This is a genomic window from Sporosarcina sp. Y1009, from assembly GCF_057669865.1.
This window is the reverse complement of the sequence record NZ_JBYHFO010000005.1, coordinates 249253-273546: the sequence shown is the minus strand read 5'-3', so window position 1 is coordinate 273546 and position 24294 is coordinate 249253. Positions and strand designations below refer to the sequence as shown.

Here is a 24294-nt window from a genome sequence, read left to right as displayed (position 1 = left end):
TTCCTTTTTTATTTGAGATGATCACTATACTCCCGCAGATTCTTTCTTAGAATAAGCAACTGAACGATGATCATCGCAGCAATCAACGCCATCGAAATAATCCAACCACCGATTATTTTCCACTCTTCATTAAACGATGTAAAATTAAATACGATCTGTGGTCCGAATAATAAAATAGGAACTAGAATGGCAATCCACTGTTGTAACCAAATTGCACCGCTCACAAAGATTAAAGCACAAATTATCGCAATGACGATATTCATTTTCCATGATGCGACATAAAATGGATCAATAAAGAATGAACTAGAAAGTGCGACTGCAAAAAATAGGAGCATAACAAGTGTTACCGCAAAAAATGATAAAAAAAAGCTTTTCTTATTGGTCATTTCTTTTTTTGCCATGTTCCGAAACAATGCCCAGTAAATAATAAGCGAAACAATCGCTACAATCGGCAACCCAATTAGCTGAATGATATTCATCTCGAATGAACCGTTTAACGCAGATCCCATGGTTGAATACGCTACAAACAAAAGCCCAACAATCGGGATATATTTAAACCAAGAAGCAGAGTCATTGGTCATCTCTTTTTCCAGCGACTCCATATACTCCGCAGGTGACCCCGCCGTAATACTTTCAACACTTTTCCCGCGACTTTCAAGCTCCGCAAGATGATCTTCTAACTCCCCGTTACCTCTTCAATTTCAACTTCATTTTTCCCCGATGTGAATAAATACAACCGAACGTTTTTTACAAACTCATCACTTCTCTTTGACAGTTTCATGATGCTCCCCCTCTCTTTCCATTAAAAGATTAACGCCAATTGAAAGCTCTTTCCAACGCGTTTTAAATCCTCCTAGTTCCGTTCTTCCTTAAGAAGTCAGGGAATAACACTTCCGTTTCGGAGACGTGTATCGCAGTCGTCGCAAATCCTCTGCGTACTTCACGTTATATGATGATAAATCCTTCATATTCTCACAGACTCTTTCTTTTTTAGCACTAGTAAATGCATGATGGTAAAGATACTAATAAGAACCATAGAAATCACCACGCCACCGACCATTTCCCATTCCTTATTAAACGACGTGTAATTGAACACAATCATAGGTCCGAATAACAAAATTGGATAAACAATGAGAAGCCAACTTCCCAGCCAAATTGCCCCTACAACAAATACTAACGCACAAATAATCGCAATGAAGATATTCATTTTTGGTGAAGCTGTGTACAACGGATCGATGAACAACGAACTTGAAAGTGCGACTGCAAAAAACATAAGCATGACAAGCGCAACTGCGAAAAATGAAGCGAAAAAGCTTTTCTTACCCGCCCATTCCTTTTTCGCCATGTTCCGAAACAGTGCCCAGTAAATAATAAGCGATATAATCACCACAATCGGCAACCCAATTAGCTGGATGATATTCACTTCAAATGCACTATTTAGCGCGGATCCCATTACTGAAAAGGCAAGGATGATAAGTCCGACAATCGGTAAATACTTAAACCAGGAAAGATAGTCGTTCACCATCTCTTTTTCCAACGACTCCATATACTCCGCAGGTGATCCAGCCGTAATACTCTCAACACTTTTTCCTCGACTCTCAAGCTCCGCAAGATGATCTTCAAGCTCCCCCGTAACCTCAACAATTTCCTCTTCATTTTTCCCTGATGTAAATAAATACAACCGAACATTTTTTACAAATTCATCACTTCTCTTTGATAGCTTCATGATGCTCCCCCTCCCTTTCCATTAACAAATCAACACCCATTGAAAGCTCTTTCCAACGCGATTTAAATCCTTCTAGTTCCGTTCTTCCTTCAGAAGTCAGGGAATAATACTTCCGTTTCGGACCGTTCGGAGACGGACGCATAGCAGTCGTCACGAATCCTTCTTTTTGCATCCGGAGTAGCACGGGATAGATGCTTCCTTCACTGACCATTGTTAATCCAAACGTACCCAATCGCTCAATCATCTCATACCCGTATGTTTCCCCTTTACTGATGACTGCAAGAAGGCAGCCTTCCAAAACCCCTTTTAACATCTGACTCGATGAAGCCATCCATTTCCACCTCCACACCACTATCTTGTAATACATACTAGCAGACAGAAATTAAAATGTCCACTAGTTTGTATAACAACATAGCAGTCAAAAAAATCGACTCCAATTCGAGTCGATTTACTACAAATTATACTTCTAAATACCTCAACGCTTTCGCAACTTTCACCGTACGTTCCGCCTGGTGTTGGACTGCTGCTTTAATCGCCGCTTCGTCTTCAGCGATTTTTCCGTCCTGTCCAACGGTAACGCTCGTTCCGTATGGGTTTCCACCAGCTTCGAATGTTACTGGATCTGTAAATCCTGGGGCCGCCACAATTGCTCCCCAGTGATACATCGTCGTATATAAAGAAAGAATAGTCGCTTCCTGTCCACCATGTGGGTTTTGTGCAGACGACATTGCGCTCACTGCTTTATTCGCAAGTTTTCCTTGTGCCCAAAGCCCACCGACTGTGTCGATAAAGCTTTGCACTTGGCTTGAGACATTGCCGAAACGTGTGGGTACACTAAAAATGATGGCGTCTGCCCATTCCAGATCCTCATGTGTTACTTCCGGAACATCTTTCGTTGCCTCCACATGCGCCTTCCAACCTTCATTGGAATCGATTGCGGATTGTGGTGCTGTCTCCGGAATCTTTAATACCCTTACCTCAGATCCGGCTTTATTCGCACCTTCTTCGGCCCACTGCGCAAGTTGATAGTTTGTACCACCCGAACTGTAATATACGATTGCCGTATTTATACTATCATCCATCTTATTAGCACTTGTGTTCCCGAATAGTCTGTATAAGTAGCCCAATTTATTCACCCGCCGCTCTCACCAAGGAATTTAAATTAGAACTGGCTTCGGTACCAATCCGCTGCTGCAGCGACTTCAGATCCCGTTAACGTATGCCCGTTCATCTCCCAGTGTACTGCTGTACTCGCGCCTGCACCACGTAAAAGCTCATCCAACTCTTCAGATTCTGCAGCTGAACACATCGGGTCATTTTTCCCTGCGGCGATAAACACCGAAACCTCAGAGAGATCCGGCAACTCGACACCGCGTCTTGGAACCATTGGGTGATGCAAACTTGCACCTTTTAGCGAATCCCCATAATGGAACAATAAACTCGCCGCGATATTGGCTCCGTTTGAATAACCGAAAGCCACGATATTCGAACGATCGAAGCCGTGTTCTTTTGCAGCTTCATCTAGAAATTCATGTAGTTCCTTCGTACGGAAAATTAAATCTTCCTCATCAAATACACCTTCCGCTAGTCGACGGAAGAAACGCGGCATACCGTTCTCAGATACATTTCCTCGTACACTCAACACCGATGCTTCTGGATCAATCATTTCAGCTACTGGTAATAAAGCCTGCTCTGTCCCACCAGTCCCATGCAATAATAACAAAACAGGTTTCGACGTATCGCTACCTTGCTTAAAAATATGCTTCAAGTCAAATTCCTCCTTTAAATTCTTTTCCCAATTCGTCCAATTCATAAACTGTCTTGAATTCGAGATAATCTTATCAGAGAAATTTTGCATTGTCAAAGAGGTTGTTTCACTCGAAATTAGAAAATCGCCAATATTGCCAAGCAATTACGCCAGACATCCAAGCAAGCCCCTTACTTTTACTGAGATGGATTGTACGCCACTTACTCCCTTCCCCACGAGCAATATAGATTTCATGATGGGGAGCTTGGTCATGGAAACCAGTCATATCAAACGTGCCATCGCGTCTAAAGACGGTTCGCACTTCATAGTCGATAGGAGGGGCTGTGACTAGCGGATTGGCAACAGCATGTGTCAGTAAAAATCCAACCTCACCTGGTCGATGTTTGTTTTCCTCCAAAATAATGCCCTCGCTTGAGGCGACACCTTCTTCCCGGATACGACCGAATCGATCATAGGCAATCGTTCGACCAACGTCTTTCTCAAACGACATCAGCGGATGCTTACGATAATCCAGCGTTACATTTATACGTGTTCGGTACTTATCACTTTCTATATCAAAGTCTCGACCGTCACCTTGAAATGAATGATTTTTCGACAGTGGATTTGGATTTTTGATCACGTCATCTTGTAAAAACGTTGCGTAGCGAAATGCCCAATGATCTACATGACTTCTATGTTTCTTTTTGAGAACAGGGATCAGTAAAAGCCTCGGTTTCGCAATCAACTTCGAAACTGTGTATCGCTCCATAGCAGGTTCTGCGTGGATCGCCGCTTTACCAAATCGCTCAAATACATTGGCTACAAACGATTTACCTCGACTCATTCGCTCTTCCGACTTTCTCAGCAGCCGTGTGGAATGGATTCGATATGTATAGGATTCATCTAACGAAAAATCTCGATCAATGTAGCGATTCCCTTTAACTGCCTGCATATATATACCGTTGCGATAGATTTCATAGGTTTCAACATCTTTAATTTCTTCCCAAGACAATGCGATTTGTGACTTTGCAACGATCGTTGTCATCACGAGAAATTGAAGTGGATTTTTAATATTCTTTTGTTCAGCAAATGCCGAAGTTTGAAGCGCAATGACATCTACAACTTCATCATTGACAAGTCGTTCAATTGAGTAATGGTACATTTTTGCGTGTTTGAAATTACCGTCCGAAAACTCGGCGACTGTCCCTTCATATAGGAGTTCTCCATCTCGATATACTTGGTAAACCCCACCGACGTCTCGCCATGTGAAGGTGATTAAATCATGTGTATGGGTAATGGCCTCCACCTCAAAAAAATCATTCGTTTCCATACAAAAAACCACACTCCCTTTAGACAGAAGTGTGGCGTATTTTAAAGTTTGTTATACGTCTTGACTTACATTTCAACACCCGTAAGTGCAAGTGTGATGTGACCTTTGAAATTTCTTGTCGCTTCTTCTGTATTGTCACCATTTGTAATCGCTGAAATGACCGCAACGCCAGATGCACCAGCATGGATAACCTGGCTCGTCTTTCGCTCAGTGATGCCACCAATACCCACGACTGGTAAGCCTGGAAGTTCGGCGACGATTTCTTTCACAAGTGCCGTTCCAATTGCAGAACCAGCATCCTCTTTCGAATCTGTTTCAAATAATGGTCCGACACCAACATAATTAGCACCCGCGTCTGTTGCGGCTAATGCTTCGTTCAATGAATGTGTTGAAACGCCGAGCACTTTATCTGCACCGATTTTCAAGCGCACATCTGAAACTACGCCGTCGTCTTGACCGATATGAACACCGTCTGCATCAATTTCAAGCGCTAAGTCCACATCATCATTTACGATAAATGGTACTTTGTATTCTTCACAAAGCGCTTTACATTGCAGCGCCAATTCTTTTAAATCGTCACCAACGAGCGCGCCTTCCCCTTTTTCACGGAGTTGGAAAGCTGTTATACCACCTTTTAACGCCCCTTCGAGTACTGCTAGCGGATCTCTTCCACCTATGTTTGGTGTCCCCATTATAAAATAAAATTGTAGTTTACTTTTATCCATTGATTGCAATCCCCTCTATAAGTTTCTCGTTTTTCATTCGTCGTCCGTATGCCCAATGATTTGTTGGACCATGCCCGCTTCCTATGCTTAGACCATCTTCAATTGCCGCATGGATAAAATGTTTTGCGGAAACAACCGCATCTTCAAGTTTTTCTCCATTCGCAAGAAATGCCGTCAAGGCGGCAGCGTATGTGCATCCTGTTCCATGTGTGTCTTTAGTGTTTACCCAAGATGACCGAACTAAAAACTTTGTGCCTATATTAGACATGAACAGATCTTCAGCAAAGGGTGCATCTCGTCGATGCCCCCCTTTTATGACGACAGCCTTCACGCCTAAGGCTAGTATATGCCTGGCTGCTTCTTCTATGTCTGCATCCGTTTTGATGGTTAACCCCGTTAGTACTTCAGCTTCTGGGATATTCGGTGTTACAACAGCCGCTAAGGGTAACAGGACCGATTTCAATGCCTCTACTGCCTCATCGCGAAGCAAAGAAGCTCCCCCTTTGGCAATCATGACTGGATCGACAACTAGAGGAATTCCACTGCCCTGAATCGAATCTGCAACTGCATGAATAATTTCCGCTGAAAACAACATGCCTGTTTTTGCGGCCTTCACTGTAAAGTCCTCTGTAACTGCTTTAATTTGCGCTGTAACCATTGTCGGTTCCATCGCTTGAATTGCTGAAACGCCATGCGTATTTTGAGCCGTGACCGCTGTTAGTGCTGATGTGCCAAATACGCCAAGTTCCTGAAACGTCTTGAGGTCCGCCTGTATCCCCGCGCCCCCGCCACTATCCGAACCCGCAATTGTTAATGCTATATTTACCATGTTAGAACACGTCCTTTATTATGTTAAAAGCCGCCCCTGAAAACGATAGGAGGCGGCAACCATAAATTAAAAGGATATGGCGGATGCCCACTTTCCTACGTCGGTATCATCCGAATCAGGTTCCAAGGGTCCGCGCAAACTCGCACATCTCAGCCCATTAAGGCCCCCCTAGTGGTTATCAAACTATTCAGCTTTGATTCACTATAACACATATAACCTAGTTTCCGAAATAGAAGTTGCAGTGTGTTTTGGATGTTTCGGACGATGTTGCGTTCTTTTGACGAAACGTTGCGTTCTCCTCGGAACGTTGCCTTCTAGGGACAAAACATTGCCTTCTTTTGCTAAAACGTTGCCTTCTCCAGGCAAAGCGTTGCGTTCTTTTGACGAAACGTTGCTTTCTCCTCGGAACGTTGCGTTCTCGGGACAAAACGTTGTCTTCTTTTACTGAAACGTTGCCTTCTAGGGACAAAACATTGCCTTCTTTTGACGAAACGTTGCGTTCTCCCACAAACAATCATTCTCGTCTTGCGAATATTCCAAGTTGTGGTATAGTAACTGTGAAAACTACATAAATGATTTTGCCACTAGGGGTGTCCTTTTTAAGGACTGAGATGCATATGGATATGCGGACTCTTATTACCTGATCTGGTTTATACCAGCGGAGGGAAGTGGGACTGCGCATTTCCATGGACTTTATTTTAAAAAACCGCAGGCCGCTTCTTGATGCTATTTCAGGAGGCGGCTTTTTCATTTACAAAAATGACTAAGGGCGGGAATAATTATGATGCAAAGCAAAAATCTATTATCAAAACTACGTGAGGAACAACCACTGATTCACTGCATCACCAATATTGTGGTCGCGAATTTTCAAGCGAATGGCTTACTCGCACTTGGAGCCTCACCAGTGATGGCAGATGCTATTGAAGAAGCTGCAGAAATCGCCGCCGTGTCATCTGCAACAGTTTTAAATATAGGTACGTTAAAACGCACAACCATAGATGCTATGATTCTTGCAGGAAAAAGCGCTGTGGAACATGGATCTCCAGTCGTGCTCGATCCAGTTGGCGCAGGTGCTACTTCATTCCGAAAAGAGTCCGTTCTACGAATATTGAACAATGTGGATATCACTTTAATTCGCTGTAATGCAGGCGAACTTGCTACAATCGCTGGGGTTGATTGGCAAGCAAAAGGTGTTGATGCTGGCGATGGCGATGCAGACATCGAAGAAATCGCAAAAGAAGTTGCTGTAAAACACAATTGCCTTGTTGCGGTCTCCGGAATCATTGATATCGTCACCGACGGGTATGAAGTCATCAAAATAACAGGTGGCGATCCACTTATGACGCGCGTCACTGGCGTTGGCTGCCTATTGAGTAGTGTCGTAGGTGCCTTTCTAGCAGTTGCAAATGAAAATCAGCTAGAAGCTACCGCAACCGCGTTAACTTTTTATAAACGTGCTGGTGAAAAAGCTGCAGAACTCGCAGATGGACCTGGTGATTTCGGTGTCCACTTCCTAAACGCCTTTTATTCAAAGGAGGCGATTAAAGGATGAGCACTAGAAAAATTGCGATTATGACGATGTTTGTTGCGATTGCTGTTGCTGGATCAGTTTTCGTTTCATTCCCCGCGGGGATCGCTCGGGCATATCCTATCCAACATGCAGTTAACGTGCTTGCTGCGATTATGCTTGGACCGATACCCGCACTTACAATCGCGTTTATGACCGGGCTTGTTCGTTTACTAACAGGTACAGGGTCACTGCTTGCGTTTCCGGGCGGGATGATTGGCGCTTATTTGGCAGGTGTGATGTACAAGCGATTTGGAAAGTCGGTATATGCCGCAATTGGTGAAGTGATTGGGACGGGTTTGATTGCGCCATTTTTTGCGATTCCGTACGCAAAAATCCTAATGGGTACGACTGTCGGTACTTTTTTCTTCGTCCCGCCATTTTTAATTTCCAGCTTTAGCGGCGCAGCATTAGGATTACTGCTAGCTGCTCGGCTGCAACATACGCAAGTCGCGAAAAAACTTGGAACGATTGAGTAATGAAAAAGCCGCTTTTGGCGGCTTTTCATACTTATCCTCAAGCTGAAGCATTCGATAAAAAACGTTTCTTTAATTGGGTCGAGAGTAGCTCAAGTCCAATTGCGATGACTAATATGAAATAAGTAATGAACCCAACTTCTCGTAAATCGAAGTAGAAACCAGAAGCCATTAACAATTCGAAACCGATACCGCCTGCACCCGCTGCAGCACCCATTGCAACTGCAACCGTGAAATTCGTTTCGAAGCGTAGAAATGACCAGGATAATAAAGAACTTGCAGTTGAGGGAATGACAGCATGTGTGACAATATGCCACCAATTTGCACCACTTGCGCGTAGTGCTTCGATAATGCCCTCGTCTACTTCTTCAAATAATTCGGAGAAGGCTTTCACTAAAAACGCGACTGAATGGAAGACCATCCCAATTATGACCGCCTCACTTCCAAGGCCTGCTGCGATTGCAAAGATCAATACCCATAAAACAGTTGGCACCGCGCGAATAAAAGTCACGACGACGATAATCGCATTGGAAACAATCTTAGGCGATAAATTCTTGGCTGCAAATAAGGCAACAAACAAGGAAATGATGACACCTATCAGCGTCGAAAGAAAGCCCAGTCCCAACGTTAAGCCGATTTGGACAACCGCATCCCATAATGTAAAATGACTGAAAAAGGGTTGTAAAAACATCACTTTCAAATTATATAAGGTATCAATTGTGGCTTGTACGATTGATATCCCTTTTAAGTCAAAGGTCAAAAACCCGTAAACCGTCAAAAAAGAAAGGGACAAAAACGTCATTAACATAACAATCTGGGTCTTTCCCCATACTTTAATCTTTATTTTCCCGGCACTCGTCTTCTTTTTATAATCATAAGTCAGATCATTACTCTTAATGGTCGTCATTATAAAATAATCCTCCTGACATAATTGGAAATGAGCTCAATGCCAATTACAACAACCACAATACTGATTGTAATCAAACTCACCACATTATAGTTCATGCTTTTATAATACAAATCGAACATGAAACCGATTCCCGTCCCGGTTAAAATCCCAACAAGCGTCGAACTTCTAATATTCGTTTCAATCATATATAAAATCCAACTAATCATTTGCGGCGAACATTCCGGTATGACAGCTTTCGCCACCATCTGAAAATAAGTCGCCCCTGATGCGCGTAAAGCTTCCACTGAACTACTACTTGTTTCATCGATTGTCTCGATAAAAGCACGTGTTAAAAATCCAAATGTCGCAAGAAATAAAGCAAAATAACCTGTTAACGCATTTTGCCCAAATGACAATAGCAGGATTAGCGCCCATGCGACAATCGGTATATTTCGGTACACAGAAGCAACAATTCGGCTTAATGATGCGAAAAAGTTATTCACCTTCGTCGTCTGCGAGCCCATTAAAGCTAAGAACATGGCCACAACCGCTGCAGTTGTAGTGGAAGTAATGGATAGAAAAATAGTTTCTATTAATTTATCGATAACAGATGGAAACTTCTCTAAAGATTCCGCTGTAATATACAGGTTAGAAGCCATCCAACTGGCCGCTTTTGGCAATGTTAGCAAGCCGTGCATGAAATTGAAATCTGTTAACTTTGCTGATAAAAGTGTAATGCCGATAAGCATGACAAAGACAAATGTGAGCTGTTTTTTACTTTTCTTATACGCGTGAACCGTCATCGAAGGTTTTTCCCCCTATTCCATAATTAGGCTTCCGGCTTCAGAGCCATAAATTGCATGAATCGCTTCTGACGACAGTGCTTCTGAATCTCCGTCATAGACAACACGACCACTATTCAATCCAATCACTCGGTCTGAGTATTTCTTGGCTACATCGACCTGGTGGAGGTTGACGATACAAGTTATATTCATTTCCTTCGAAATGCTTTGTAGGTGATCCATAATTACTTTCGAAGCATTGGGGTCCAACGATGCGATTGGCTCATCGCAAAGGAGCAACTTCGGAGATTGTATTAAAGCACGCGCAATACCAACACGCTGTTTTTGTCCCCCACTTAGTTGGTCACATCTTTTATAGGCATGCTCACTCATTCCGAGCTTCTCAAGAAGATGGAAGGCCTCCATTTTTTCTTCCTCTGTAAATATGCCCAAAATCCCTTGCAAGGTCGATTTATAGCCAAATCTTCCATGCAACACATTTTCAATGACCGTTAAACGAGAGACCAAGTTGTAATGTTGAAAAATCATCCCGATTTTCGTTCTATGTCTGCGTAAATTCTTTTTGTTTAACAAAGCTACTTCAGTACCATCAAAGTGGATATCTCCCTCGGAGATGTCAATCATTCGATTTATACAACGCAGAAATGTTGATTTTCCTGCACCGGATGGACCAATAATTGAGACGAACTCCCCTTCAAATATTTCCATGTTAATATCCGATAAAACATTCTTCCCTTTTTCATAATGCTTAGAGACATCTTTAACATGTAATATGGCCACCTAAAAAACTCCTCGTAACTATATTTTTATATCACTAGGCATGTGCCACTGGATCAGCACATGCCCGCTTCGTCTTGTAATTAGCTTAATTCGATAATTCGCGGATTGGGTTAAACCATGCATCCTCTACAGAAACAAATCGCTCTTCAGCTTTTTTCGAGAAAAGACCAGACACTTCGGAGTCTGCTGGAACAAAGATACTTTCGTTATTTGCAATCTCATCTGATATTAGTAGCTCCTGAATTTTCTTAAAGTCTTCTTCACTTAATACCTCCGAGTTTGCGACAAACGGTGCATTTAGAACAGGTGTCACGTTAATCAATGTGAATTCTTCGCCGTATAAATTATTAAATGGCTCTGCAGCATCATTTTTCACTTTGTAAACCGCACCTTTGGTATTTGCTTCCCCTTCTGCAACTTCAACGTAATTCCCAACACATGTATCACAGAATGCAGCTACATCTGCACGGCCATTTAAAAGGTTAACAGCTGAACCTTGATGGGAGTCACCGTATAAAACGTCTTTGAAGAATGTGCCACCTTCCATCAGATCTTCTGCCGTTAAATCTTTCCATTGATCTTGAGTTGCAAAGTAAGAAACAATGTCACTTGAAGGAACTTTAAACCCTGATGTTGAACTGCTTGATACGAACGAGAAATTGGAATCGACAATATCATCTATTGAATACTCACCGTCTACTTTATAATTCTCTGCATCTGCCTTTTTAACAGCTAACCAGCTATAGTAAACTGCATCATCAATCGTTCCCGATGCGCCACTAGGAACTACAAGCGGCTTGATTTTATCATTCTTGTTGCTTGCCTCGATATATCCCTGTGCACCCATGAAGGCTAGTTGTGCGTTTCCGTTTGCAATTGTTTCGATGGCAACTGCGTAGTCAGTCGTCAACTTATGGTCAACTTTTTTTCCAGTTACCTCTTCAATGACTTCACCAATTGCATCACGAGCCGCTTTCAAATCATTGCCTGATTCATTTGGATACCAAACCATTATTAACTCATCCGAATTCGATGCAGATCCTGTTGAACATGCTGCTAAAACCGAAGCTAGAACGATAAGTGTTAAGAAAGACAAAATGTGTTTTTTCATTTTTTTCTCCTTTTAAATAGATAGTTTGTGTGCTTTTCTCTTTAAATATTAGCTAATTCGAAATGCTGCATAGGGCTTAACTGCTCACCAATGCCTATTTCACTTCCATATCGACCATGGAAATCGCTGCCGCCTGTTTGGAACAATGAATACTCATTTGCATATTGTGACACGCTTTTCCTGTCTTCTGCTGTATGCGCAATGTGATTACGTTCGATTCCATCGAGTCCGTTTTTCACAAGTTCTGGGATTAAATCATATGAATCCAGCTGTCCGGGATGCGCTAAAACAGCAAATCCATTATCTGCCTTTATTGCTCTAACAGCTGAAATAGCATCTACATATTCAATATCTCTTGCACAAATTCCATTTCCTTTAAATAGACGTGTATACAGTTGTTTGTAGTAATGCGTGTTAAATGGTTCTTCTACTAAAGCATCCATAATATGCTGTTTGTAAATAACCCCTGACATCATTGCATTTTTTGCAACTTCTAGAAATTCGATGTCGAAATGATTCTTTTGCAGCTGATGAATTTGCCACAACGAATTCTCATGCCTTCTGGATAACAATGGATTACAAAGCTTTTTTATTTGAGTTGCTTCCTTATCAAATTCATAGCCTAAAATATGCACTTTACGCTTTCTCGAAAAATCATATGCTGAAATCTCGATACCTGGGATAACTGTGATGCCGTACTTTTCGCCCGCGATTTGAGCAGGTTCAATCCCACGAACTGTATCGTGATCGACTAAACTGATATGCGTTAAGCCTCTTTGAGAGGCCATTTCAAGTATTTCATCCACAGAAGAAGATCCATCAGAATAATGGGAATGGATGTGTAAGTCCGCCTTCATCATGTAACACCCCTTTTGTCAGATTGCTATTTCCTCCTGCAAGTCATAGACTTTATCGCATAGGCCGTCCATAAACGCCAAATCATGAAATATACCAATTAATGTTGTGCCGTCAGCTTTCAAACGTTCAATAATTTCGCGCACTTTCAACTTAGAAGCATCGTCCAAGCTTGCTGTCGGTTCGTCCAACAAAAGGAGACGAGGTTTTTTTACAATGGCACAGGAGATATTCAGTCGTAACTTTTGACCGCCTGAAAATGTGTTTGGATAACTATCCCATAACTCTGGATCTAGTTCGAAATGCGTCAAGGCATCCTCCGCTGCCTGCCTTGCTTCTTCTTTGGACCGCCCCATTTCTATCACCGCTTGTTCTACAAGTTCCCGAGCAGTCGTACGCGGCATAACATTCAAGAATTGTGACACATAGCCAATTTCATGTTTGCGTAAATACAAAACTTCCCTTTCAGACAGCTTTGCCAAATCCACTTGGCCAAATTTTTCAGAGTTATACAGGATGGAGCCTTCCTGGGGTAAATACGTGCGGTAAATACTTTTTAACACGGTCGATTTTCCACTGCCACTCTTCCCAACAATGCCAATGAATTCCCCTTCTTCTAATGAAAAATTAATGCTTTGAATAGCTGTCATCTTTTTCGTTAAATGATGAATGGTAAAGGATTTGCTTAAATCTTTTACTTCGAGTAAACGTGACATCACACACTACCTCTCATCGTATTTATTGATAAATTCAGCAATATTCAGCTGGAAGTCATCTATTCTATTTTTTATCTGCTCAAAGGGCCAATCCCACCAACTGATGCGATAAAGGGCTTCAATCTCCTCAGCGGAAAAGCGGTATTTAATCACTTTCGCTGGAACACCAACAACAATTGCGTAAGGCGGAACATCTTTTGTCACAACCGCTCCGCTTCCTACAATAGCGCCAATGCCAATTGAAATACCTGGCTGAATAATTGCACCATGACCAATCCAAGCATCGTGACCGATATGGGTTGTTTGTTTTTCTCGTTCGTCTAAAAACTGCTCATCATCTTGGTCACCAAAGCCGTACATTCTCTTCCGGTACGTAAAGTGGTGAAGAGACGGCCTTTTATACGGGTGATCTGTTGGCCCGATTCGCGTTTTAGCTGCGATATTCACAAACTTGCCGATCTTCGAATTTTGTACAAAACAAAACTGTCCTGTGTAAGAATAATCATCTAACGACGCATTTTCTATGAAATTGTATAGGCCGATTTCAGTGAATGCCCCTAGCTCCGTGTTTTTCAGTTCAACGTTGTCATGAATATAAGGCTTCTCGGATAGTTGAAGTTCCTTTGCTCTTATCGACACGGTACACCGTCCTTGTCATGAGTTTTCCATCTACGATTGATGTCGTAACCATCGGAAATCCATCGTCCATTTTTTCGATAATAATGATATCTGCTTTTTTCCCTGCTTTAATTGATCCAATTTCATTATCCATTTGAACAGCTTTTGCAGGATTTAGTGTCACAAGTTGAAACATTTCATGAAGATCTTGGCCGTATTCTTCACTTAATCTGAAAACTGAATGCAGCAGTGCAGCTGGGTAATAGTCGCTACATAAAACATCAATTGCGCGTTGTTGAATCGCCTCTGCCGCTGATAGATTTCCGGAATGAGAACCGCCAAGCAGCACATTAGGCGCACCGGCAACCGTCCACAAACCCATTTCTTTGGCTTTCACTGCAACTTCGATTGTCGTTGGAAACTCGCTAATTGTTGTTCCGAAGCTTTTCACTAGCGGTAGTTTTCCAATCTCGTCGTCATCATGTGATGCAATCGCGACATTGTTTTCTAACGCAATTTTTGAAATCTCCTTGATTTGTTCCAATGTGATTTTTTCTGTGTTCATATTGCCTTGAATAATTTTGTCTAGTTCGGCATCGGGTAGTTCGTTGAATCCTTGTAAAGTCTTTCGATAAATCTCCAAGTCTCGGTATTGTCCTTGGCCCGGCGTGTGATCCATAAAGGAAATCAAGTGAACCTTGCCGTCTTGAATATTCTTAGTGAAGCGTTCAACCTCTTCAATATTGTCAATTTCAAAACGTGCATGTGTACGATTTCTGATTAGATGTTCGCTTGTCGATGTTTCATTAATGGCGTCAATTAGACGATTTACATGTTCTGGACTGCGTATCGGCTTTGGTGCAAATCCATTCCCTGCATAAATCGAAAGCGAATGAAACATCGTTGTGATGCCGTGATTGATCAAAATTCGTTCAGCTTCACGCAGACCCATTTTAAAATCCATCAAGCAAGTTGGTCTTGGCGAAATAATGCCTTCTATATAATCAGAATGGATGTCTACGAACCCCGGAGAAATATACCCGCCTTGTGCATCGATTAGCGAATAACCGCTGTACATTGAAATATCTTTCGCTGGGATAATTTCTTGGATTCGATCATTACTGATCACAACTGCATGATTTCCAAGTATCTGTTCTTCGGTAATAATTTGACCATTTATCAAAATGTACAAAGTAGCACCCCTTTAAATTAACGAATAGACGAGCTGTTGCGTATATTCATGCTGTGGATCTTCTAAGATTTGATCTGTAAGCCCTTGTTCAATAATTTCTCCGTTGAGCATGACAATGGTGCGGTCCGCCAACATCCGAATAACCGCCAAATCATGTGAGACTACGAGCATGCTGATTCCAAGTTCTCGTTGAATTTTTTTAATGAGATCAAGCACACTTGCCTGTACCGATAAATCTAAACCCGTTGTCACTTCATCTAAAAATAAAATGGGTGGATTATTGGAAAGTGCTTTTGCAATCTGAACACGTTGCTGCATCCCACCAGAAAACTTCCTTGGTTCGTCTTTCATACGCGCAAGTGGAATATGAACATGTTCTAGTAACTCTTTGCTTCTGTCTTCCATGCGCTGAACATTTCGATCACCTGCCGCAATCAATTTTTCAGCAATATTACCTATGGATGAAAAATCCATTTTCAAACCAAGAATCGGATTTTGATAGACCATTCCAAGAATATAATTTCGGATATGGCGGTGTTGTTGTGATGATTCTTCAAAGATATTTGTTTGTCCGCCTTTATACGAACGGATATAAGCTTGCCCATCTGTTACGGCTTCGTCGAAGTACAAACACTTCATCAGCGTAGACTTTCCACTGCCACTTTCTCCGACGATTCCCAGTATTTCACCCTCATGTAAATCGAACGAAATATTCCGGCAAGCATAGACGGTCTGGCACTTGGGGCAATAGTTTTTTTCGACAATGCCATCGTCGGCACAGTTCGTGCAACCTGGTCCATACTGCTTCTTAAAATTCCTCACTTGTAAGATCGGCTTATCTCGCATAGGCAACCTCCACTCCTGTAGTAGGCGCTTCTTTGTTCAACTGGGATAGACAATGACTCGTATCATTGCATTGATATTCAGTAACACCTGTTTCCTGATTTACCAATTCATCAAGATAGACATTAACCGAAGAACATAAGCGACATTGTTTTCCTTCAAACGATTCTACTTCGAATGGATAGTCCTCAAACGCGAGTGACGACACATTTGTATAGGGCGGAATCGCATAGATTTTCTTTTCTCTACCTGCACCGAATAAGATCAAGGCCTCTGATTGATGAAGTTTCGTATTATCAAAACGCGGAATTGGACTAGGTGCCATCACATAACGGTCATGCACAAGTACCGGATGATCCGCATCTGTAGCCGTCTTCCCATACTTCATAATTTGTTCGAACAACATGAGCCATGCCCCGCTATAGTCATTTTCGGCGTGAAGTTTTTTCGTTTTAAATTCACTCGGTTCAACCCAACGTAGTGGTTCAGGAATCGGAACTTGTAGCACCATAATTTGATTTTTCGTTAACGGAACTTCTGGAATACGGTGTCGTGATTGGATAATCGAAGCTTCACTTGTTTCTATGGTCGTTTGAACACCCGTTGTTTTATTGACAAGTTTTTTAATATTAACCGCATTGACCGATTCATCTGAGCCTTGATCAATTACTTTTAATATGTCTTTTTTACCAATGATAGATAGCGTGATTTGAAGGCCGCCTGTTCCCCAGCCGCGCGCAATAGGCATCTCTCTTGAAGCAAAAGGTACCTGATAGCCCGGGATGGCTACACCTTTTAAAATGGCTCTTCGTATTTCCTTTTTCGAACCTTCATCAAATAAAGCGAAATGTGTTTGCAACTGCATTATTTTTTAGACTCCTTTTTAATTTTCCGTATACTATCAAGCTTGGATTGAAATGTCACATAATGTGGCAACTTCAAATGTGAGATAAAACCGCTTGACTCGACTGAATCTATATGGAGTAGGACAAATTCTTCGTCCTGCGTTGGATGGTCTTTCTTCCCGACTTCTAAGCCGTGATCTAAAATACTCATTGCAATGGCCTTCGTTTCGTTTTGTCCATAACAAATGCCGTAGCCGATTTCAAATTCCATTTCTTCTATATGGTTGTCGTTTTGTACAGAAACAGGAACAAACGACTCCACTTCTGTTACCTTAATTTCGCCGATATAATAGTCGTTTTCTTCATCATCCGATTGATCTGTAGGATGGTTCACTGTGAGCGGCAACTTGCCAACACGTAATTCCCCGACTGTTGGATGGACTTGACCATACCCTCGAATCGCTGCATACCCAAGGGATGTAACGGCCCCTGTTTGCCCTCTCGTCAACACTTGCAGTCGTTCGCTGCGCGTCGTCGGAAACTGTAGGCTTTGTTTTGTCACGTCGATGGGTTCTGTGTTGTCGTCTTCAACTTGGGAAAATAACTGTTCTTCCCGTAAGTACTCAACAACTTTAGGCAAAGCATTTAAGTTCGATGTTGTTGTTTCAGTTGCCTCGTTTAAAAAATCAATTACCCAATCCTTCATCCCGGCTTTAGATTCACTGAGAAGATTAAAATCCAGTAAACGATGTGTATAGTCGTAAGATGCCCCTAGGATTTGTCCGCCTGGTATATCCTTAAAACTCGCTGAGATTCTTCGCTCGACCGCCATCGTATTTGTCTCAACAACTCTTGTGTAATAAGTCCTCGGCAATGTTGAACGATGTGCTCGTAATAAAAACACCGCTTCTTCCACATTGCCTTCGGATTGTTTTATCGCAAGTGCCGCTAGATACTCCGAGTACAAACTACTTTCAGACATTACTTGATCCACCATCCCACGCATTGTGGCCATGATCGTCTCAATTTCCAATAGCTCATGTTCTTGAATGCGTTCATAGGTAAGGCGCTTAATCGATTCCGCTATCGCTTCAGTGCCACCTTTAACAGCTACATAAGCCATTAGCTCACCTCTCGTTCATAAATCAGCGTCGTTCTTGGCAAACACATAATGTTGCTGTTTGAATCGATTAAAATAAGATCTACACCAAGTGGATACTCCTTGATGGCTTCTGCTCGTTCAGTAATCCAAAATTCACTACCCGCAATTTCCACGTTTTTAGTGCGTTCGATGCCAGGCCCTTCTAACAACAGCTGGTTTCCAGTCGATAGCTGATTTGTTTCGATTAGAATCGTTGTGGACTGCTGCGGATTTCTTAATGTGCCTTTTCTAGCTTCTTTAAACACATTTTTTATCTGTTGTTTTTTAGCATCTTTCATGATGAAGATATAATCTGCTTGTTGTAGTTCAGCAACTTTTGCATAAGTAAAGGATGAAAGGAATTCTCCGATGTTGTCCGCTTGTTCACCTACAACATGAAAGCTCGTTTCCCCATCCAATAATGTAATTGCACTCACGAAAATTGAGTGATCGCAATATTGATGTTGTCCAATCGGCCTTCCGATTTCTTCAATATTTTCTATCGTTCCAGGCCTCGACATGCAATTAAGAAGAATGCGAAACACTTCTTGCGTATCGTGTACTAAGTCAATTGCCATGATTTCACTCCTCGTTTGAATTTAGTTTTCACTAAACATCCATCATTTCAAAATCAACTTTTGTTTTCAGAATCGATTGTTCTTTATTTGCCTTATTTTTTTGAATCCGTTTTTCTTCATGTTCAAATCGTAATTTCCAGTTTTGAGTTTCTTGTAATTCTGCTTGGTATGCTGCATCAATCACTGCAAGCGAATAGGAAAGTTCCTCTTCATTCCCTACTACGATGCCGACACCGATTTGGTTGTTGATCTGCACCTTTGTTTCTGTCACCAACACTTCACCAAGATAAAACAGTGAATTTTTAGCCGTCTCCCTCAACTTAATCATGGTTAATGCATGTTGTGGTTCTGACAAAACTTGAATAGCATAGTTACGTTCAATTTCACCGGCTAAGTCTTTTGCAAAACTTGGTGAGCCGTCAATTAGAATTGCCGTTCGTCTGCGTCGATTCAATTTCTCACTCCTTTACAAACCAAGCTTATCTTGTTGCCAAGTTGCCTGGTGTTAAGGGTTTGTAAAGTAATTATTAAAGAACTGTAAAAACTTAATCGACTGATGCTTGGAGCTAGATTATTTTTAGGCAAACAAAAAAACCTTGTCTAAAGACAAAGTTTTCCTGTTCAATCTTCCGAAATGACATAGGTAAATAGATCACTGCGGTAAATTATTTTGGTATAGCCCAAAACCATGTTTTGATTGGTCTCGATGCAGTCGCTTTCGACAACTAATAAAGGCACAAGTGATGCACAATCGAAAAGTCCACGCTCCACACTCGTTGGAAATGAAATGCTGACATATCCTTTATTACTCGAAAAGTCTGTAAATCCTTGATCTGCGTAATAGCTAAACATGGATTGAATATTATCCCCATCTCGCTCAATTTTCGGAAAAACAGATTTGGAAACATACGAAATATGAAGTGCAGTCGGCTGGCCATCCACGATATGAAGTCGTGAAATCTTAATCACTTCGTCACAACGCCCTACTTGAAGCTTAGCATAAATCTTTTCATCATAAGGAACTTTTACATACCCGAGATTTTGCGTTTCCAAATCATGTCCTGCCTGTCTCATTTCTTCACTAAAACTTCTGTTTCCAGCGAGATTTAATTTTAGCTGATGCTTCTTTGGCTTTAAGAATCGACCTTTTCCTTGCTTCGAATAAATATAACCCATATCTTCCAATTTCAAAAATGCATTTCTCACATTAAATCGTGGCACCTTATAGTGAATCGCTAATTCATTTTCCGACGGTAATCGATCATTTTCTTTATATTTCCCACCTATAATGAGTTGAAGTAAATCATCTGTTATTTTCGCATCATTTGTCGCAATCATAATTTCACCTTTTTCAATTAGGAACTATATCCTTACGTCGTTCTTAACCTTTTTAAAGTGGCACAGAAGTCGGCTTTTGAGTACTGCTGAACCAATGTTCAATTTCTCGTTTATTACTAAAGTCTGTTATTTGAGCTTGTAAAGGCGTCACTGTAACATATCCTTCGCGTAACAATGAGAAGTCACCTTCTAGCTCGTCGAAAGTAAGTTGTGACGGTTGCCCTTTTAGCCAATAGACTTCATTTCCCTCTACATCTACTTCTTGAAGATGTTTATACCTTAAAACACTAAAATCCAGTTCTGCAAAAGTCACACCTTTGCATTGTGATGCTTCAAGATTGGGAATGTTTATATTCAGTAATAAATTCGGTGCATATTGTTGTCCTAAGATGTTTTCCATTACCTGATTAAAGAGTTTTTTCGATTCGCTATAATCGAGAATCACAGCATTAACGTCCAAAGAAACAGCAACGGCTGGTATACCAAAGAAGGAGGCTTCTCGCGCTCCAGCTATCGTGCCTGAATAATAACTATCCCGGCCAATATTCGAACCAATGTTCATACCCGATACGACAAAATCGATTTCATCTGGGACTAATACTTCCAAAGCTATTTTCACACAATCAGCAGGCGATCCGCTGACTGTCCAAGCTTTTACATTGTTACCGAAAACGGATGTCTCCCGAACCTTCAAAGACTCTCGAAATGTAATTGAATGCCCCACAGCGCTCATATCTTTATCAGGACAAACAACAAAAACCTCTCCGTATTCCTTCATGACCTCAACAATTGCAGCTAAAGCGGGTGAAGCAATTCCGTCATCATTCGTTAATAGAAACTTCATACGATCATCCCTACTTTCTCAATGTTTTTCAGCTCAAGTCCCAGTAGTTATAGTCCAATTCCATCATCTTCTATGACTACCATGACTTAACTATATCTACACTGTGTTAAAGAAGTGTTAAGGGAATGTAAAAGATTTGTAAAATTGACATCATGTCTTGTCATTTTCTCCAACAATATAAAAAAGGCGCTCAGCAAATTCAATTGCCAAGCGAGCGATATTTTACCTATAAATATACACGTTCGTCTTTCTTTGTGTAGATAGACTTCTAGAGTGGCAACATTCAACCTTGCCAAACCCGTTCAACCGAGACGGATCCACTCGATTCACGAATTCTAAATACATCTGGGTTCGTGAGTTCTTTCCATTCGTCAAACCCAAAACTTTTGTCAAAGCACCTTAATAATAAGGTCATTAGATTTCCGTGAGTGACAATGACTGTCTTCGTATCACTTTTTAAATTTCTGATGACTCTATAAGCCCGGGTCATGGCTTCAATTGAAGACTCACCCCCGTTATATTTTAAATGGACATCTGAAAAACTGTCCTTCAATTTATTGAGCCAATCTGTATCATCTTGTAAACTCAGGACCCGTTCAGTCAAATTATTATCTTGCTCAATGTCCAGTCCCTTCGCTTCAGCAAGTGGTAATGCCGTGCTTCGTGCCCGAACAAAAGGGCTGACGATAATTCGATCAACCTCGATATCATCAAAAAACGAAACTAAACTTTCCGCTTGTGCTTTGCCTTGGACAGTCAATTTTGCATGTGGTTCCTGCCCTTCAGCTTCACAGTGTCGTATAATATAGACTAGTTTTTCCACCAATAACACCCCACTCTACTTTTCCCTGGAATTCATTGATAGAAACATTTTTGATGCACTCATTAGTTTTATTTTTCATAAATGTGTCAATTTGACAAATTCTTGGTTTTCTAGCAATGAATTGATTTCCGTAATACTTCTGCGTGCTTAATACTGTCTTTCAAGTAATGTGGTAATTCAACGTGATGATAAATCTCCTCAGGCGACATCCAATAAACCCCGGCCACCTCATCAACACTCGCAACATAGGGTTCCCCCACTGGATTCTCATATAAGAAGTAAACATTCACGACATGCTTCCCCGTATCCGTCACAAAACTTGTACTTTGTATATACCTCGGTCTTGCACGAAGGGTTAAACCAACCTCTTCCGCTACTTCTCGCACAATCGTGCGCTCCAAAATATCCGAAGAAAACCCTTCAATTTCAACTTTCCCACCAACAAGCGACAATTTACCACCTGCATGCGCTTCCTTCTCGCTACGCTTAATCAGTAAGTATTTTCCGTCCTTATAAATAGCTGCTTCTGTATTTACGACAAACATTCATTCATCTCCCACTCGTTCTGCGCTTGTCTTTCCATATTCTTATCAAAACGGATATGCATAGACAGTATTACCCTTTCTTCCAGTTGTTGTGACAGCCTGTGACATGGAGTTCAAAATCGCTTCTTCGGTCACATCTGTTGCTGCAATAAAAAGCTCATTCATAATTTCTCCGTCTTCCCTTAATAGATAGTCATTTTCAATAGGATCTTCAGAAACATGATATTTGGGATTAGCAGTCGTAAATGCAATCACAATATCTCCACTCCCATGACTGAAATGGCTACCCGTTCTACCTAATCCAATTCCGCTTCTTTTCGCGATTCGTCTCAGTTGCCTACTATCTACAGGGGCATCAGTTGCCAACACTATGATGATAGAACCGTCTGCTTCTTGTGGATAAGCAGGCGTTTCTTTAGGCTCGTTTAATTGGTATTTGCCAGCTTGAAAATCTTCCTTTGAGCCAAAGTTACTCAGTACAAGACAACCTATTGTATAGACTTTTCCTGAAGACCCCGTTCGAATGACACGTGATGATGTCCCTATGCCGCCCTTATAACCAAAGCAAATCATGCCTTTTCCCGCACCAACGGCCCCTTCTAAAGAAGGTTCTGTAGTCGCTTCATGAATTGCCGCTACTGCATCTCTCGGCTGAACTTCGAGCGCACGAATCGAGTTCAATCGACTATCATTACATTCTCCGACCACCACATTGACCGTTCCAGTTGTGTCGCCAATTTCCGGTGTTTCTTGCAACATATATTGAAGTGTTCCCTGAGTGACAGCTGGAACGCCAAAAGTATTCGTTAACATAATCGGTGATTCAATAAGTCCGAGCTCATCGATTTGAACAAGTCCTGTCGTTTTCCCAAAACCATTCAAAACATAAGACGCCCCAATTACTTTCTTTCTAAATAAGTTATCGCCATGTGGCAAAATAGCCGTTACACCAGTCGCCGCATATTCACCGCCGGCTAACGGTTTATCAATTGTGACGTGCCCGACTTTTACGCCTCTTACATCAGTAATGCAATTTTTCATCCCAACTGGAAGACGTCCAATCGTAACGCCGTGATTACGTATTTTTACTGGTTCTTGTAAGTTCATTTTTTTCACTCCAATTAATTTTTATGGATAAATTAATTTTAATTATACCAATAAATCAACGATTAGAAGAATAATTCAAAACTTTATTCATTAAAAGATAACTTTATAAACTTAAAGTTAAAAAATAAATTGACAGTTAACTTTTGAGTTGCTATAATTTATTGAATTGTTACAACAATCATTTGTAATAATCCTCAACTTAGTCAAAACATATGGAAATAGGGGTGAAATTAGTGGAATTAGGTAAAATATTACGAGACTTACGAGAGGGTAAAGGTATTTCAATTGTTAATTTATCAACTGAACTTGGAGTGAGCAGCAGTCATATTAGTCAAATTGAGCGTAATTTATCGAGTCCCTCCATAACAATGTTGAAAAAAATTTCAAATGTATTAGGAGTACCTATCACTTACTTTTTTCAAGAAAAAAATAAAACCAGTTCCGTTATTAAGAAAGCAGAAAGGAAAAAATTAATTTTGCCAGATTCGAATCCTATTTATGAGTTGCTTTCACCAACATTCGTGCAAGAATTCCAATTACTATTAACTCGAATTGAAGTTGGGGGGAAAATGGATGAAAACACAAGTATTCATGAGGGCGCTGAATGTTGTTTAATAAATAATGGTACCGTTGAATTTATCGTGGATGGTGAGAAGCATATTTTAGAAGAAGGTGACACCATATATTTTTCAGAAAACACACCTCATAATGCTATTAACATTGGCGATACAGAAGTAATCATTGTATCCGTCATTAGTCCAGCAGAATTTTAACATGTTAGATGAAAAACATAGTTCATAAAAATTAAATATATACACGATTACTTATGAAAGGACCCATTATATCATCAAATGTAAGCGCTTTAT

General features: G+C 41.1%; 29 protein-coding genes and 2 riboswitches. Of the genes, 3 read left to right on the top strand and 26 right to left on the bottom strand.

Annotated elements, in window-relative coordinates; genetic code table 11:
• Positions 1-8 precede the first annotated feature (8 nt).
• The 8 genes from AC25Y1_RS08925 to thiD all read right to left on the bottom strand — a co-directional run bounded on the left by AC25Y1_RS08925 (position 9) and on the right by thiD (position 6357).
• Positions 9-602 carry an HAAS domain-containing protein gene (locus AC25Y1_RS08925; RefSeq protein WP_488147621.1) on the bottom strand — a complete coding sequence of 198 codons (594 nt, stop codon included), beginning with the start codon at positions 600-602 and terminating at the stop codon, positions 9-11.
• A 362-nt stretch (positions 603-964) separates the two neighbouring features.
• Positions 965-1726 (bottom strand): DUF1129 family protein, encoded by a 762-nt coding sequence (locus tag AC25Y1_RS08920; protein WP_488147620.1) that lies wholly within the window; start codon positions 1724-1726, stop codon positions 965-967.
• A complete protein-coding gene (locus tag AC25Y1_RS08915) occupies positions 1704-2057 on the bottom strand; it encodes a PadR family transcriptional regulator (RefSeq protein ID WP_488147619.1) in 354 nt (117 codons plus the stop codon). The genes AC25Y1_RS08920 and AC25Y1_RS08915 overlap by 23 nt, the downstream gene beginning before the upstream one ends.
• Before the next feature lie 127 nt (positions 2058-2184).
• Positions 2185-2808 carry an NAD(P)H:quinone oxidoreductase gene (wrbA, locus tag AC25Y1_RS08910; protein ID WP_488147618.1) on the bottom strand — a complete coding sequence of 208 codons (624 nt, stop codon included), beginning with the start codon at positions 2806-2808 and terminating at the stop codon, positions 2185-2187.
• Between the two features lie 80 nt (positions 2809-2888).
• Positions 2889-3539, bottom strand: a complete 651-nt coding sequence (locus AC25Y1_RS08905) for an alpha/beta hydrolase (RefSeq protein WP_488147647.1) — start codon at positions 3537-3539, stop codon at positions 2889-2891.
• Positions 3540-3600: 61 nt separating this feature from the next.
• Positions 3601-4803, bottom strand: coding sequence for a DUF3238 domain-containing protein (locus AC25Y1_RS08900; RefSeq protein ID WP_488147617.1), 1203 nt, complete (start codon positions 4801-4803; stop codon positions 3601-3603).
• A 65-nt stretch (positions 4804-4868) separates the two neighbouring features.
• On the bottom strand, positions 4869-5528 hold the full coding sequence (gene thiE / locus AC25Y1_RS08895) for a thiamine phosphate synthase (RefSeq protein ID WP_488147616.1): 660 nt from the start codon (positions 5526-5528) through the stop codon (positions 4869-4871).
• Entirely contained in the window at positions 5521-6357 is an 837-nt protein-coding gene (gene thiD / locus AC25Y1_RS08890) for a bifunctional hydroxymethylpyrimidine kinase/phosphomethylpyrimidine kinase (RefSeq protein ID WP_488147615.1), read from the bottom strand. Before thiD ends, thiE begins: the two co-directional genes overlap by 8 nt.
• 75 nt (positions 6358-6432) lie before the next feature.
• Positions 6433-6537, bottom strand: a riboswitch (TPP riboswitch).
• A gap of 396 nt (positions 6538-6933) precedes the next feature.
• Positions 6934-7041: riboswitch (TPP riboswitch) on the top strand.
• Between the two features lie 97 nt (positions 7042-7138).
• Here thiD and thiM point away from each other — a divergent pair.
• Together thiM and thiW are read left to right on the top strand one after the other, a co-directional pair.
• A complete protein-coding gene (gene thiM / locus AC25Y1_RS08885) occupies positions 7139-7909 on the top strand; it encodes a hydroxyethylthiazole kinase (RefSeq protein ID WP_488147614.1) in 771 nt (256 codons plus the stop codon).
• On the top strand, positions 7906-8403 hold the full coding sequence (gene thiW, locus AC25Y1_RS08880) for an energy coupling factor transporter S component ThiW (RefSeq protein WP_488147613.1): 498 nt from the start codon (positions 7906-7908) through the stop codon (positions 8401-8403). The genes thiM and thiW overlap by 4 nt, the downstream gene beginning before the upstream one ends.
• Positions 8404-8440: 37 nt before the next feature.
• On the opposite strand, the gene AC25Y1_RS08875 is transcribed toward thiW, so the two are convergent.
• The 18 genes from AC25Y1_RS08875 to AC25Y1_RS08790 all read right to left on the bottom strand — a co-directional run bounded on the left by AC25Y1_RS08875 (position 8441) and on the right by AC25Y1_RS08790 (position 23428).
• Entirely contained in the window at positions 8441-9307 is an 867-nt protein-coding gene (locus tag AC25Y1_RS08875) for an ABC transporter permease subunit (protein ID WP_488147612.1), read from the bottom strand.
• Positions 9307-10092, bottom strand: coding sequence for a PhnE/PtxC family ABC transporter permease (locus AC25Y1_RS08870; protein WP_488147611.1), 786 nt, complete (start codon positions 10090-10092; stop codon positions 9307-9309). The genes AC25Y1_RS08875 and AC25Y1_RS08870 overlap by 1 nt, the downstream gene beginning before the upstream one ends.
• A 15-nt stretch (positions 10093-10107) precedes the next feature.
• Positions 10108-10872, bottom strand: a complete 765-nt coding sequence (phnC, locus tag AC25Y1_RS08865) for a phosphonate ABC transporter ATP-binding protein (RefSeq protein ID WP_488147610.1) — start codon at positions 10870-10872, stop codon at positions 10108-10110.
• A gap of 85 nt (positions 10873-10957) precedes the next feature.
• Positions 10958-11983: a PhnD/SsuA/transferrin family substrate-binding protein gene (locus AC25Y1_RS08860; protein WP_488147609.1), complete on the bottom strand. Its 1026-nt coding sequence runs from the start codon at positions 11981-11983 to the stop codon at positions 10958-10960.
• Positions 11984-12024: 41 nt separating this feature from the next.
• Complete coding sequence (locus tag AC25Y1_RS08855) at positions 12025-12840, bottom strand: PHP domain-containing protein (protein ID WP_488147608.1); 816 nt, start codon at positions 12838-12840, stop codon at positions 12025-12027.
• Between the two features lie 18 nt (positions 12841-12858).
• Positions 12859-13554, bottom strand: a complete 696-nt coding sequence (locus tag AC25Y1_RS08850; RefSeq protein ID WP_488147607.1) for a phosphonate C-P lyase system protein PhnL — start codon at positions 13552-13554, stop codon at positions 12859-12861.
• 6 nt (positions 13555-13560) lie between these two features.
• Positions 13561-14193: an LbetaH domain-containing protein gene (locus AC25Y1_RS08845; RefSeq protein WP_488147606.1), complete on the bottom strand. Its 633-nt coding sequence runs from the start codon at positions 14191-14193 to the stop codon at positions 13561-13563.
• Entirely contained in the window at positions 14141-15364 is a 1224-nt protein-coding gene (phnM, locus tag AC25Y1_RS08840) for a phosphonate metabolism protein PhnM (protein WP_488147605.1), read from the bottom strand. The genes AC25Y1_RS08845 and phnM overlap by 53 nt, the downstream gene beginning before the upstream one ends.
• Before the next feature lie 12 nt (positions 15365-15376).
• On the bottom strand, positions 15377-16210 hold the full coding sequence (locus tag AC25Y1_RS08835) for an ATP-binding cassette domain-containing protein (protein WP_488147604.1): 834 nt from the start codon (positions 16208-16210) through the stop codon (positions 15377-15379).
• Positions 16200-17072, bottom strand: a complete 873-nt coding sequence (locus AC25Y1_RS08830; protein ID WP_488147603.1) for an alpha-D-ribose 1-methylphosphonate 5-phosphate C-P-lyase PhnJ — start codon at positions 17070-17072, stop codon at positions 16200-16202. The genes AC25Y1_RS08835 and AC25Y1_RS08830 overlap by 11 nt, the downstream gene beginning before the upstream one ends.
• Positions 17072-18175, bottom strand: coding sequence for a carbon-phosphorus lyase complex subunit PhnI (locus AC25Y1_RS08825; protein ID WP_488147602.1), 1104 nt, complete (start codon positions 18173-18175; stop codon positions 17072-17074). Before AC25Y1_RS08825 ends, AC25Y1_RS08830 begins: the two co-directional genes overlap by 1 nt.
• Positions 18175-18771 carry a phosphonate C-P lyase system protein PhnH gene (phnH, locus tag AC25Y1_RS08820; RefSeq protein ID WP_488147601.1) on the bottom strand — a complete coding sequence of 199 codons (597 nt, stop codon included), beginning with the start codon at positions 18769-18771 and terminating at the stop codon, positions 18175-18177. The genes AC25Y1_RS08825 and phnH overlap by 1 nt, the downstream gene beginning before the upstream one ends.
• 31 nt (positions 18772-18802) lie before the next feature.
• Positions 18803-19225, bottom strand: a complete 423-nt coding sequence (gene phnG, locus AC25Y1_RS08815) for a phosphonate C-P lyase system protein PhnG (RefSeq protein ID WP_488147600.1) — start codon at positions 19223-19225, stop codon at positions 18803-18805.
• Between the two features lie 167 nt (positions 19226-19392).
• Positions 19393-20109 (bottom strand): GntR family transcriptional regulator, encoded by a 717-nt coding sequence (locus AC25Y1_RS08810; protein WP_488147599.1) that lies wholly within the window; start codon positions 20107-20109, stop codon positions 19393-19395.
• 52 nt (positions 20110-20161) lie between these two features.
• Positions 20162-20953, bottom strand: coding sequence for a 5'/3'-nucleotidase SurE (gene surE, locus AC25Y1_RS08805; protein ID WP_488147598.1), 792 nt, complete (start codon positions 20951-20953; stop codon positions 20162-20164).
• Between the two features lie 283 nt (positions 20954-21236).
• Positions 21237-21776: a histidine phosphatase family protein gene (locus tag AC25Y1_RS08800; protein WP_488147597.1), complete on the bottom strand. Its 540-nt coding sequence runs from the start codon at positions 21774-21776 to the stop codon at positions 21237-21239.
• 110 nt (positions 21777-21886) lie between these two features.
• Complete coding sequence (locus AC25Y1_RS08795; RefSeq protein ID WP_488147596.1) at positions 21887-22321, bottom strand: NUDIX hydrolase; 435 nt, start codon at positions 22319-22321, stop codon at positions 21887-21889.
• Between the two features lie 45 nt (positions 22322-22366).
• The gene (locus tag AC25Y1_RS08790; RefSeq protein ID WP_488147595.1) at positions 22367-23428 is read right to left on the bottom strand and encodes a DmpA family aminopeptidase; all 1062 of its coding nucleotides are present in this window, start codon (positions 23426-23428) and stop codon (positions 22367-22369) included.
• Between the two features lie 233 nt (positions 23429-23661).
• Here AC25Y1_RS08790 and AC25Y1_RS08785 point away from each other — a divergent pair, with 233 nt between their 5' ends.
• Positions 23662-24201 (top strand): helix-turn-helix domain-containing protein, encoded by a 540-nt coding sequence (locus tag AC25Y1_RS08785; protein ID WP_488147594.1) that lies wholly within the window; start codon positions 23662-23664, stop codon positions 24199-24201.
• Positions 24202-24294 lie beyond the last annotated feature (93 nt).